At 60.8% G+C, this 11851-nt stretch carries 11 protein-coding genes and 1 pseudogene; 1 reads left to right on the top strand and 11 read right to left on the bottom strand.

Translation table 11 applies throughout. The features are described 5' to 3' along the window. Positions 1 to 173: 173 nt before the first annotated feature. From QMG52_RS20615 to QMG52_RS22490, 10 genes are all read right to left on the bottom strand, one after another. Positions 174 to 1172 (bottom strand): heme-dependent oxidative N-demethylase family protein, encoded by a 999-nt coding sequence (locus QMG52_RS20615; RefSeq protein WP_283562288.1) that lies wholly within the window; start codon positions 1170 to 1172, stop codon positions 174 to 176. After that, positions 1169 to 2146, bottom strand: coding sequence for a PDR/VanB family oxidoreductase (locus tag QMG52_RS20610; protein ID WP_283562287.1), 978 nt, complete (start codon positions 2144 to 2146; stop codon positions 1169 to 1171). The genes QMG52_RS20615 and QMG52_RS20610 overlap by 4 nt, the downstream gene beginning before the upstream one ends. After that, entirely contained in the window at positions 2143 to 2610 is a 468-nt protein-coding gene (locus QMG52_RS20605) for a dimethylamine monooxygenase subunit DmmA family protein (protein ID WP_283562290.1), read from the bottom strand. The genes QMG52_RS20610 and QMG52_RS20605 overlap by 4 nt, the downstream gene beginning before the upstream one ends. Positions 2611 to 2634: 24 nt before the next feature. Next, entirely contained in the window at positions 2635 to 3012 is a 378-nt protein-coding gene (locus QMG52_RS20600) for a cupin domain-containing protein (protein WP_283562286.1), read from the bottom strand. A 702-nt stretch (positions 3013 to 3714) separates the two neighbouring features. Beyond that, positions 3715 to 4323, bottom strand: coding sequence for a FadR/GntR family transcriptional regulator (locus tag QMG52_RS20595; protein WP_283562285.1), 609 nt, complete (start codon positions 4321 to 4323; stop codon positions 3715 to 3717). A gap of 396 nt (positions 4324 to 4719) precedes the next feature. Beyond that, a complete protein-coding gene (locus QMG52_RS20590) occupies positions 4720 to 5745 on the bottom strand; it encodes an ATP-dependent 6-phosphofructokinase (protein ID WP_283562284.1) in 1026 nt (341 codons plus the stop codon). Beyond that, on the bottom strand, positions 5742 to 7223 hold the full coding sequence (locus QMG52_RS20585) for a glyceraldehyde-3-phosphate dehydrogenase (protein ID WP_283562289.1): 1482 nt from the start codon (positions 7221 to 7223) through the stop codon (positions 5742 to 5744). Before QMG52_RS20585 ends, QMG52_RS20590 begins: the two co-directional genes overlap by 4 nt. Before the next feature lie 477 nt (positions 7224 to 7700). After that, complete coding sequence (locus QMG52_RS20580; RefSeq protein ID WP_283562283.1) at positions 7701 to 9182, bottom strand: APC family permease; 1482 nt, start codon at positions 9180 to 9182, stop codon at positions 7701 to 7703. A 73-nt stretch (positions 9183 to 9255) separates the two neighbouring features. Then, the gene (locus tag QMG52_RS20575) at positions 9256 to 9525 is read right to left on the bottom strand and encodes a cupin domain-containing protein (protein ID WP_283562282.1); all 270 of its coding nucleotides are present in this window, start codon (positions 9523 to 9525) and stop codon (positions 9256 to 9258) included. Continuing rightward, entirely contained in the window at positions 9526 to 9639 is a 114-nt protein-coding gene (locus tag QMG52_RS22490; protein WP_502920584.1) for a cupin domain-containing protein, read from the bottom strand. A 660-nt stretch (positions 9640 to 10299) separates the two neighbouring features. Here QMG52_RS22490 and QMG52_RS20570 point away from each other — a divergent pair. Then, positions 10300 to 10932, top strand: coding sequence for an IS1634 family transposase N-terminal domain-related protein (locus tag QMG52_RS20570; RefSeq protein ID WP_283562281.1), 633 nt, complete (start codon positions 10300 to 10302; stop codon positions 10930 to 10932). Positions 10933 to 10994: 62 nt separating this feature from the next. On the opposite strand, the pseudogene QMG52_RS20565 reads toward QMG52_RS20570, so the two are convergent. Beyond that, positions 10995 to 11237, bottom strand: a pseudogene (locus QMG52_RS20565) (ATP-binding protein); the annotation flags it as partial. Between the last annotated feature and the right edge of the window lie 614 nt (positions 11238 to 11851).

Here is an 11851-nt window from a genome sequence, read left to right as displayed (position 1 = left end):
CAAAATCGAGACCGCCCGGGAAATCTCAGCCCGCGACAGCGGATCCAAAGGATGCGCCACCCCTACTACGGTTTGGTTTTCAGTGTCGATACTCATGATTTTCTCCTTGATTCTTTATTCAGGACGATCTTGTTCAGGATGAGGGCGCCTGCCCCCGGGTGCAGGCACGTTGGTTAGCTGGCGAGCAGCCAGTCGGATGCGGCTTTGCGGTAGCGGATGATGCCTTTGTACTCGGCCATGTCTTCGGGGAGTTCAGCCAGTACGTGGCCGAGCTTTTCGCGCCAAACGGGTACCTTGGCGATGTCGGTGAGGGACAGGAGGTAGCTGCGGATCAGGAACATCACGACGCCTGTGTGTGGGAGGCGGATCAGGTGCTGAACTTCGACGCGGAGGTGGAGCTTGTCCGGCAGGTCGGGGTCGGTGGCGATGGTTCCGCGGTCCGGGCCCCATTCGGGGTAGGTTTCGGTGGAGGTGTCCAGGCGCTGGCCGATGGTCATGGTCCAGTTGGTGCGGCGGAATTGTTCTCCGGGTTGTAGCCGCATGAGGAATTGTTCAGCGCGGCGGACGATGTTTTCTTCCTTGACCCGCGGGACGGGGCCGTGGATTTCGAGGAAATTCATGCCGACGTCGAAACTGAAGGACCAGTCCGCGGCGAAGCTGACCAGACCTGCGTCGAGCCACATCGTATCCTCACGGATGTCCAGAAGGACGATGTCGTCCTGGATCTGGCTGCCCAGGAACCGCATGGGACCTCCGGGCAGTGAGTCGTCGTCACCGGCGGTGAACTCAATGTTGAGGTTCTGCAGGGTGTTCTGCCAGCGGCAGGTGTTTCCTTCCCGGTGGAAGGACATCGTGTCCGGGTAATCCTCGGCCATGGAGGACAGTACGGCGGTGAGGGCGTCCCACACGGCAGGCCGCATGTGGGGCAAGACCTGCATGCGTGAGGGATCGCGGGTCAGTATCTGGTCGCGATCGGCCAGTTCCTGAAGATAGAATTCGTCGATATCGATCAGCCCGGCCCCCCAGGCGCCCGCTTCTGTCTCTACTGTTTTATGGGCTGGCTCGACGTTGGCGCTGTAGCGGTACTGTTCAGCGGTAAAAGGGAAGGGAAAGCGCCGGATCCGTTCGGGAAGGACGTCGCTCTCAGGGTTTTTGTCGATGTTGATACTCAAAGGTCCAACTCCAATTCTGGGTCTTCGCTGCGCGAAACACAGCACATCATGGTGGTGTTCTCAGCCTTTTCCTCGTCAGTCAGGTAAAGGTCCCGGTGCTGGGGTGCCCCTCGAAGTACTGACAGGGAACATTCACCACAGATGCCTTTACGGCACATATTGGGAATGGTTTTCCCGGCGTTTTCGAGCGTCTCCAACAGCGAAACGCCGGCCGGAACTTCCAGTTTGATGCCGCTGCGGACCAGGTTCACCGAGAATGGTTCGCCCTCGTCCAGTTCGGCCGCGCCGAAGGCTTCTGAATGCAACCGAGCCTCTGGCCACCCAAGTTCCCGCGCCTGGCCCAGGACTCCGTCCATGAAGGCACCCGGCCCGCAGACGTAAAGGTGGGTTCCCAGATTCTGGGACGCGAGCTGTTCGGTCAGAACTTCCTGGAAACCGGTCCGGTTGCTGCATTCAGTCAAGGCAGGTCCCAGCAACTCCCGCGCCTCGTCCACGTGGGCCCCCGCCCCCGGGCGGTACACGTAGATCAGCGATGACGTCGTGCCGCGGTCGGCCGCGGCCCGGGCGTGGGAAAGGACCGGGGTGATCCCGATTCCAGCCGCGACAAGCAGATGATGCGTAGCTGTCGACACCGGAGCAAAGGCACTGCGGGGCCGCGAAACATACACCCGGTCACCGACTGCGAGCTGGTGCATGGCCATAGATCCGCCGGCACCGTCCTCAACCCGAAGAACCGAGATGGCGTACTCGGACGGGGCGTTACCCGATCCCGTAAGGGAATATGCATTGACGCCGTCCCCGTACTGGACCACCAAGTGGCTGCCCGGTACATACGAAGGCAGTGTTCCCCCGGACGGATTAGCTAATATAATGCTGACAATCGATTCTGTCTGGACGCTGACGCTTGTCACCTCAAGCTGAAGGCCTCCTTCCACCGCTGGATGCGCACTGATCGGGAGCGCCGTCGTTGTCATGATGCCTCCTCGACATGGGCTGAGTATCCCAGGTACGCGCCCATTCGGCGCGAAAAGTGATCAGCGATGAACAGGGTAGTGGCACATCCGCTGCACTCCGCCTCTGTTCCGGCCGCCCCAACCGTTGTCCTGGCCCGGCAATGCGGGCAATAGACAACCCGGGGTCCCGCTTCGTCGCACAGAAGGGTCATCTCTTCCTCCAGCAGACCACACTCGGCAGCGGCGGCAGCAGCTGCACGGATGTCCGCAGGAGGACCGGCGAGTACGAGACGGACCCCGACGTGCGAACATCCGAGCACAGACCTCAGGTCCGCGAGGGCCTCCGGGTTTGCAGATACGAAACGCAGGTCATGTCGGGGCCGATCGCCGGTGTCGTGACCCGCGGTGTCACCTGTGACGCCAAAAGACGCACAGATGACACCCCGGAAACCGGGTTCCAGGCCGCTGCCTGCTGCCGACGGCATGGACACGGAACGCATGGTCGGTCCTTACGGTGCGAAGGTGCGGTCGCCTGCGAAGAACCCCAAACCATACTCAGGGGTCTCAAACTTCACCGTCGTCCCCTTCGGGAAGAACAGCACATCGCGCTCCTTCGCGTGTGTCACTTCCCCGGTCGACTGGTCAGTGAGGATGAACTCACCCTTGATGACAACCTTCATTTCATCGTAGGTGTACGTGTACACCAACGGCTCGGACGCCTTCAACTCGAAGAACCCGGCGCACATGACCGAGCCCTCGGGGTTGTGGAGCGAGTCACCGATAGCAGAGATTGTCCCGGGCTCGTTCATCGACGGCAGACCGATATAACCGCCCTCCACCTTGTGAATCGATCCGGCCTTGCTCAGTGTTCCTTGGGTGGTTTCCATGGTCTCTCCTGGAATTAATAGTGTCGTAAATGATCCATAAGAACCGGTCCTCGTCATCAGAACCGTTCGGCTTCGGGTGCGGACGGGACTGCGCTGAAGATCACCTCCCAGACCCCCCCATGACTCCGGGAGGGAATCGCTCCGGCACTCCTCTACCTCCAGTAGGGCTCCGCTTCGAGCCCCGCCGGTGTGATGCCGGTCACGCATTTCGTCCCACAAGCAAAGGTACGCCATCTGATTCATCTAGTCCAGACTTTTTTATGAAAAAGTTGCCTGAAGGATGATTATTTTATTTTTTCGTAAAGGCTGAAGTTTGCCCGGGTTCCCATTAGGAGCCGTGGGGGCCCCGGCTCCGGATCGGGCCGCTAGGACGGAGATTCTGACCAACGTCTGCCTATGGTTGGCAGTTTGAACCGGTGGAGTCCCCACGTTCCCACGACGCTACGTCCCTCATAGGCCTCGCTGTCGAGCGCTGGCGCCCCTCCGCAGGAGGCGGCCTCCCGCCTCCTGCGGGTTGCATGGGTCGCCTTTTTCGAGATGGTGCCCTTAATCCCACGGTTGGCCAGGCCGGTACGGTTGGCCTAGTGTGCAGGCCCTGTCTACCAAGACCCGCTTGGGGCGTCTGCGGTCTTCCCATTCCCGGGCGTGGAACTCGGATTTGTTCCAGCGTGGCAGCCATCATTGTCGGTTCGGCACCGGGTTTCACCGCATCCGATCCTCAAAGGGCTTAGTAGCACACCCTCGAGGGACGCTTGTCCGTGTACAGGTCGTCTGTCGAGGACAGGCTCTGCCCGCACATCGATGTCCGGTTTCATTGGGTTCCTGGGTTGATTGGGCGTAACTGAGCGTCAGTCTGGTGTCGATCAGGTGAAAAATATTCCGCCTAATGTGCTCAAGCTCCAGTTTCTGGGCCCTCTCGGGCTGGTCCTGGGCCACTGCCCGGACCAACTCCAAGTGTTCAGCGGTTGCCGTTTCGGGGTCAGGTTCCCCACCAAGGGGGGCCCATAGGTGTAGAACTGATTCTTCCTGAAGCCGGATTTCGGCATTGGCAAGCCTCGGTGACTGCGCCGATACTGCCAGCTCGACGTGGAAGCGGCTGTCAGCAGATGCACGCACCTCAGGGGTCCTGGCCAGAACCAATGCCCGTGCAAGTTCCTGAAGACGCTCCAAGTCATGTGCTTCCGCGCGCTCACACGCCAGACGGACCGTGGTGGCGGCAATAGCCGAATGTTCGTCTCCGATGTCGCGTATCTCGGAAATAGACGTCGAAACAAACCACTCCCGAATCGCACCAAATGTGTCTAGGACCACCGGGATGACGCCAGAGGCGGGCCCGGCAGAATGGGCAGCCGAATACTGCAGTCCAGCAATTTTGACAACGTGTTTACAGCTCTTTGCAATAGACCCTCAAAGCTCCCCCCTCGGCCCGGAGGCGCCACGCCTCAGCAGGTAGGCCACCGACGGTCTGCTGGTCTTCGGCAGGGGGACGAGGACCAAACCGGACAAATCTGCTCTGGTGGTGCCCTGACCTTGTTAGCCATGGTCTGCGAGTCGTTGCAATGAGATGTGTCATAGGTCTACGCCTCGGAACGTGTGGTTGCATGTTCTTCGCCGGAAACCGCGGCTGTTACGTCGGCCACGCCGTTTCTGGACGCGATGCCGGTCGTGGTCCGGGACCGCCTCGCCGACTTGAGTTTGTCTCAGAGCTCAGCCGAAGAGGACCGCGGCTTCGTCGTAGCGGTGCTGCGGGACCGTCTTGAGCTTGCCCAAGGCGGTCTCGAAGCCGACGTTGTCGATGTCCGTTCCCTTCAAGGCCACCATGGTGCCCCAGCGGCCCTCGGTCACCGAATGGATGGCCGCCATTCCCAAGCGCGTGGCCAGGACGCGGTCAGAGGCTGACGGCACGCCGCCGCGCTGAATATGGCCCAGAATGGTGGCACGGGTTTCGATGCCGGTCCGGGCCTCGATCTCAGGGGCTAGCTGGTCGGCGATGCCGCCCAGGCGGGGACGGCCGAAGGTGTCCAGGCCGCGTTCGGAGTGCGGGGTCTCCAGGTTCTCCGGAACAAACCCTTCGGCCACAACAACCAGTGGTGCACGCCCGCGGGTGTGAGCTTCCTTCACCCACTGGGAGATCTGTTCGATACTGACCTTTTGCTCCGGGATGAGGATCGCATGTGCGCCGGCAGCCATGCCTGCATGCAGCGCGATCCACCCGACGTGCCGGCCCATCACCTCGGCAACCATGCAGCGGTGATGGGACTCTCCGGTGGTGCGCAGCCGGTCGATAGCTTCCGTGGCGATCTGCACGGCGGTGTCGAAACCAAAGGTATAGTCCGTCGCATCAAGGTCGTTGTCCACCGTCTTGGGAACACCCACGATTTTCAGCCCTGCGTCCGTCAGGCGCTTGGCCGCCGCAAGGGTTCCCTCACCGCCGATAGCGATGATCGCGTCGATGCCCAGCCGGTCCAGATTCGCCTTGATAACGTCCGGGCCACCGCCGTTCTCAAACGGGTTCGTCCGGGACGTGCCCAGGATCGTGCCGCCCTGCTTGGCAATGCCGCGGACCATGGTGCGGGGGATGTCAACGATGTCGCCCTCCACCACACCACGCCACCCGTCACGGAACCCGACGAACTCGTGGCCGTAAACGGCAATGCCTTTCAGGACGGCCCCGCGGATAACTGCATTCAATCCGGGGCAGTCGCCACCGCTGGTGAGGATTCCAATTTTCATGTTCGGCTCAAATCCTGGGAGCGACCGCTCCCCCGGCGGCCGGTCCCGATATGGCTTCCTTGACAACGTCCGCTGCGGGGGAAGGATGGCCGGTTAACGTCGGCCATTTCCTCCATGACGCGCACGACCTGGCAGCTGTAGCCGAACTCGTTGTCGTACCAGACGTAGAGCACCAGGTTCTTGTCGTTGGAGATGGTGGCGAGGCCGTCCACGATGCCGGCGTGGCGGGATCCGACGAAGTCGGTGGAGACGACCTCGGGTGAGTCGGTGTAGTCGATCTGCTTGCGCAGGTCCGAGTGCAGCGCCATCTCGCGCAGGTAGTTGTTGACCTCATCCTTGGTGGTGCCGTTTTCCAGGTTGAGGTTCAGGATGGCCAGGGAGACGTCCGGGGTGGGGACCCGGATGGAGCTGCCGGTGAGCTTGCCCTGCAGCTCGGGCAGGGCCTTGGCCACTGCCTTGGCCGCGCCGGTTTCGGTAATCACCATGTTCAGCGCAGCGGAGCGGCCGCGCCGGTCACCCGTGTGGAAGTTGTCGATCAGGTTCTGGTCGTTCGTGAACGAGTGGACCGTTTCGACGTGGCCGTGGACCACGCCGAGCCTGTCGTTGATGGCCTTCAGGACCGGGGCGATGGCATTGGTGGTGCAGGACGCCGCCGTCACGATCCGGTCCGAATCGGTGATGTCGCGGTGGTTGATGCCGTGCACGATGTTCTTCAGCTCGCCCTTGCCCGGTGCGGTCAGCAGGACACGGGCTACGCCCTTGCTCTGCAGGTGCTGGGACAGGCCCTCGGCGTCGCGCCACCGGCCCGTATTGTCCACCACGAGCGCGTTGTTGATGCCATACGCGGTGTAGTCGATGGTGGCTGGGTTGTCCGAGTAGATGACCTGGATCTGGACGCCGTTGGCCGTGATGGTGTTGGCATCGGTGTCCACCCTGATGGTCCCTTCGAAGGAGCCGTGGACCGAGTCGCGGCGCAGGAGGCTGGCCCGCTTGGTCAAGTCGTTATCGGAGCCGCGCCGGACCACGATGGCGCGCAGGCGCAGGCCGTGCCCGCCACCGGCCTTTTCGATCAGGAGGCGGGCCACCAGGCGGCCGATCCGGCCGAAGCCGTACAGCACGACGTCGGTGCTGGCGCAATCGTCAGCGCCGCCCTTGCCCACTACCTCGGCCAGCTCGGCGCGGAGGAATTCCTCCAAAGTCAGGTCGCCCCCGTCGGACTTGAACTTCTGGTTCAGGCGGGCAATGTCGATGGCGGCAGCGCCAAGGTCCAGCTGTGCCAGCGTGTTCAGCAGCGGCGCCGTCTCCTCCAGGAGCAGCTCGTCCTTACTGATCCGGCGCGCGAAGCGGTGGGCCTTGAGGATGTTCATGGTGGACTTGTTAATCAGGCTCCGGCCATGGATGCTGGTGACCACGTTGTTTTCACGGTACAGCCGGCCGATTACCGGGATCATGGCCTCGGCGAGGGCCTCCCGGCCCATCCATTCATCACGAGAAACTGAGGTTTTTAGCATCGGACTGCCTTCCAAAAGGGTGGAATCTGTTGAGCTTCAGCTCCTGAGATGCTCCACAGAGAGGGGCTTGCTATCCATCGTCCTGCCATTTCCGGGTAGGGGAAACGCTGATTCCGGATGGTTTCTACTGTCCTTTAGGGCAGGCGATTGCATGGCCAGGATGTCCTGCCCTTAGCCAGGCCGAAACGCACGGCAGTCTCCGGGCGAGGCAACACTGGACGGGAAAGCGGCTGCCCGGGGGCCTTGGTGCGATGAAGAAAAGACCCAGAACCTGAGGTCCGCCTTGACGGGGAGTGCCGCCGCGAGGAGTTACACGGGTGCCGGCGCTGATTCTGACCATCAGCACCGGCACCGAGCCCGTTCATCAGTGCACTGTGACCAGGGTCTTTGCAGGCAGGACTGACTCTCTCAACGGGAAAGCCAAGAGGCGGGGGTTCCGTCCATCTAGGACGTGGAACGCCTTTCAAGTCCTGCGCCATCGTGGTCCGAGGAACCCGCAGTTGCTGCTTTGTCCTTCGAGCGGCTCGATTCGTGCTGAGAGTAGAACCAGATGGGGATGTAGAGGGCCAGTACGATGAAGCCGACCCAGGTCGGGGTCCAGCCGATTTCCAAGCTGTTCAGGTAGACCACGCCGATCAGGCACAGGGGCAAGTTGAACAGGCCAAAGATCATGGCGACGTTTTTCCAGCCCTTGGGTGCCTTGAAGGGCCGTTCCAGATCAGCGAAGGACGGGTGCTTTTTGGCCCTGACATAGGCGAACAGGCTGATGCCGTTGGCGCAGGTGTAACCAATCGCCGAGGCCGCAACAATTGCCGCGGGGTTTCCCATGAAGATCAGCACCAGGTTGAAGGCTCCGATGACGAGCATGGCAATAAAGGGAGTGCCGTGGCGATTGGTTTTGCCGAGGGATTTGGGGAGGTTGCCTTCGACCGCCATGGAGTGCATGGCGCGGGAGGAACCCAGATAAGCCGTTTGGATGATCAGGACCATGGCGGCGATCAGCATGATGATGGTGATCATGGAGCCGGCTTGGCCGAAGACAGCCTGGGCGACCGGAATCAGGGGCGACACAGGTTCGGCCAGTACACCCTCAACACCAAGCACGCCGATCACTGAAGATTGCACTAATACGAACGAGAAGAAGCAGATGATGCCGCAGGCAAACAGCGCTTTGGGAACGTCCTTGGCCGGGTTTTTGTATTCAGGGCCGTAAATTGCTGCCGTTTCCCAGGCACAGGCACTCCACTGCGCGATCGCGAAGATGCCAAAGAGAATCAGGATATGGTGCATGTCCCAGGCCCAGTCGACCGGTAGCCAGCTGCCGGTGATGTTGGCCAGCTCAACGTGACCCGTGGCAAAAGGCGCTACGGTCAGGACAATCAGCGGTATCAGAGAAAATGCCGCCAGGATATAACCCAGCTTGGCGCCATCTTTGAGGCCGAACCAGTTCACCGCGAACAATCCGCCGAAAATCACCAGGCCTGTCATCAAGGCGAGCTGATTCTCGGTAAATGTCTCGCCCAGCACCGGAAAGAGCCCGTGTAGGTAGCTGCCAACCAGGATGGAAAAGATCGCCAGCACCGGGGTCCAGGCGAACCAGTAGCTCCAGGCGCTGAAGCCGCCAATCAGCTTGCCCTTGTCGTACTTGCCCTGGTAGTTCGGTGTGCGAAAGACATGCTGGGCGAAACCCGGCAGACCAGAGGCCTTGGTGAACGTGGTGGCCATCTCGGCGTACGCGGCGTTCTGAAAGAAACCCTGAACGACCGATAATCCCCAGATAAGGATTGCTGCGGCAGACAAATACAAGGGGATATAGCCCAAAGAGGGCAAAATCAGCAAGGGCACACCCAGCGCGATGGCCAGGCCCTGCTTCCAGTCGATGGACCTTTCCAGGTCCTCGCCTCCAACTAAACGCTTTTCACTCATAACAATCTCCCTTTGGACAACTAAACGTTGTCAGATTTCTTGTGTGGGGGCGCCGGCGTCGTGACCCACGGTCTCACCTGTGGCGCCGAATGACGCGGAGAATGACACTGCGGAAACCCGGTTCCAGGTTGGTGCCTGCTGCCGGCGGCAGGACTGCATGGCCGGTCTTTACGGTGGGAAAGGATCGGTGGCCAGTGAAGAACCCCAGACCATACTGAGGAGTCTCAAACTTCACCGTCATTTCCTTCGGGAAAACAGCACGTCGCGCTCCCTCGGTCGCGCCCGTCACTTCCCCGGTCGCCTGGTCGGGGAGGATGAACTCACCCGCGACGACGACCTTCATCTAGCCGTAGGTGCACATGTACACCAACGACTCGGACGCCTTCAGTTCGAAGAACCCGGCGCTCATAACCGACCCTTCATGGTTGTGGAGGGACTCGCCGAATGCAGCGACCATCCCAGGCTCGTTTCATCGACGGCAGACCGATGAAACCGCCTTCCACCTTGAGGAGGGAATCGGCCTTTCAGTGTTCCTACGAGGGTTTCCGTGGTCTCTCCTTTGAATACTGTTGGAAAAGTGTTCACCGTTGTCAGAACAGTTCACTGGTGGTGTTATAAAAGACTGCGATGACGGCACGCCACAACGCGGGTTGGGCCGCCGGGATGGACAGACTGCCGTCCCAAACTCCTGAAGTTATAGAGGGTCAGTTGAGCTTACTCGAATCGGACACTGTGATCCGGGTCACGGATCGTCATCCCTGTAGGTAAGGCTACGGCAGGGGATTCATACAGTCCAGACTTTTTTATAAAATTCATCTCCGTCCTAGCGATATTTGGAACATGGGAAGCGCGTCTCCTCGGACGGGGTCCTTCTGTCGGGTTCCCATGCCTGTGCCGCTCGCACAGTTGGGGACATCAACGCCCGGCTGCTCGATACCGAACGTGTCGGGCAGGGTTGTGTCCTTGCGAGCCCAGCCTTTAGGCCGAAGTTACGTGGACCTTTGGCTCTGATTCCTTGAGTTTCCTGGCGAAAGGTCCATTTTCGGTCAATAACTGTAGACAGAATATTTGGCGTGTCGTTACCGGCGCTGACCACACACGGGTGTAGTTTGTTGGTATGAGTCAGCAGGAGAAGCCGGTTCACGTAGTCAGAGTGAGGAAGTCCCACACTGACAAGCACGGCCAGGAACGCGATTACCGTTCGGCTTATCTGCGCCGCAGCTTCCGGGAGGGCGGGAAGGTCCGCAACGAGACGGTGGCGAACCTCTCGGCCCTGCCCGACCACGTCGTAGACCTGATCGAGGCCGGACTCAAGGGCCAGCACCTAATCCCGGCCGATGCCGCGGCCACGATCCTGCGCTCCCGCCCGCACGGGCACGTCGCCGCGGTCACCGCGCAGGCGAAGGCCCTCGGGTTGCCGGCCCTGCTCGGGCCCGCCTGCCCGCAGCGGGACCTGGCCCTGGCCAAAAAACACCTGTCCCGGGGGGCGAACCCGGACCGGCTGGCCCTGTTCGACCTGTCCTCCTCCTGGGTCACCGGGCACCACTGCCCGCTGGCCGCACGGGGCTACTCCCGGGACGGGAAGAAGGGACTGCCGCAGATCGAATACGGCCTGCTCACCGACCCGGAAGGCCGTCCCGTCTCCGTCCGGGTCGTGCCAGGGAACACGGCGGACCCGACCGCTTTCGAGGCCCTCGCGAAGGACCTCAAAACCCGGTATGGACTCCTGTGTTTCGTCAACTTTAAGTAGGCCGTTTCGGCGCTAAGAATCAGGCCATCTGAGCACCGTTTCCGGCCATTTGGGTTGGTTGCCTATTTCATCAGGGCATGCTTGACCCTGTAGGACTCGCCGCGGAACTGAAGCAGTCGCCCGTGATGGACGATGCGGTCGATGACGGCAGCTGCCATGTTGTCATCACCGAACACCGTTCCCCACCGGGAGAACTCCAAATTCGTGGTGATAATCAGACTCCGTTTTTCGTAGCCATCGGCGATGACTTGGAACAATAACCGGGCGCCTTCGGTGTCGATCGGAAGGTATCCAAATTCGTCGATCTATGCGGATATCCGCATAGATTGATCTATGCCGAGCCGGTAACTATGCCGAGGTGCTGGGAACGCGGGCACCAGAAGAGGCCCTGCCACTGGGGTCCGGACAAGAATCGACTGTTCCCATATCGGCATAGTTTCCGTGGGAGGACGCTGGTCATGGAAGCAACGGTGCTTCCATGAAGGAGGCGAAATCTCATGTCTGGACCGAAGAGAAATGACGGTCAACTGGGTGCGCAGGTTGAGGGGTATCGGGCATGGTTGGTGCGGCGGGGCTACACGCCGGGCACAATCCGGAACATGCTCAAGGACATTGGGCGGGTCGGTCGATGGCTCTCTTCCGAGGGGTTGAGGGCCGAGGAGTTGAATGAGCAGGTCCTGAGCGGGTTTTTGTCTGCCCAGAAAGCAGTGGTAACTCGGAGATTCCCTGGCCCGCGGGCTTTGGTGCCACTGCTGGAATTTTTGCGGTACTCCGGTATTGCCCCGGCGGCATCCCGTTGGCGACAGCACTTGGCGAGCTGATGGATGAATATCGTTCCTGGATGTTCCAGGAACGTGGACTCGCCCCGACAACGGTGCACCGATATGAGAACACGGCACGACGATTCCTCGAGGAACAG

The sequence above is a fragment of the Paenarthrobacter sp. PH39-S1 genome, from assembly GCF_030063245.1.
Classification (GTDB): Bacteria; Actinomycetota; Actinomycetes; order Actinomycetales; family Micrococcaceae; genus Arthrobacter_M.
Note: the sequence above shows the minus strand (reverse complement) of the source record. Positions and strands in the feature narration are given on the sequence as shown.

What these genes read in the sequence shown, in the direction of transcription:
- QMG52_RS20600 (WP_283562286.1), bottom strand. Translation starts at nt 3,012, where the DNA reads ATGGAAACCACCCAAGGAACACTGAGCAAGGCCGGATCGATTCACAAG.
- QMG52_RS20570 (WP_283562281.1), top strand. Translation starts at nt 10,300, where the DNA reads ATGAGTCAGCAGGAGAAGCCGGTTCACGTAGTCAGAGTGAGGAAGTCC.
- QMG52_RS20610 (WP_283562287.1), bottom strand. Translation starts at nt 2,146, where the DNA reads ATGACAACGACGGCGCTCCCGATCAGTGCGCATCCAGCGGTGGAAGGA.
- QMG52_RS20590 (WP_283562284.1), bottom strand. Translation starts at nt 5,745, where the DNA reads ATGAAAATTGGAATCCTCACCAGCGGTGGCGACTGCCCCGGATTGAAT.
- QMG52_RS22490 (WP_502920584.1), bottom strand. Translation starts at nt 9,639, where the DNA reads ATGGTCGCTGCATTCGGCGAGTCCCTCCACAACCATGAAGGGTCGGTT.
- QMG52_RS20605 (WP_283562290.1), bottom strand. Translation starts at nt 2,610, where the DNA reads ATGCCGTCGGCAGCAGGCAGCGGCCTGGAACCCGGTTTCCGGGGTGTC.
- QMG52_RS20585 (WP_283562289.1), bottom strand. Translation starts at nt 7,223, where the DNA reads ATGGGCCGGGAGGCCCTCGCCGAGGCCATGATCCCGGTAATCGGCCGG.
- QMG52_RS20580 (WP_283562283.1), bottom strand. Translation starts at nt 9,182, where the DNA reads ATGAGTGAAAAGCGTTTAGTTGGAGGCGAGGACCTGGAAAGGTCCATC.
- QMG52_RS20575 (WP_283562282.1), bottom strand. Translation starts at nt 9,525, where the DNA reads ATGAAGGTCGTCGTCGCGGGTGAGTTCATCCTCCCCGACCAGGCGACC.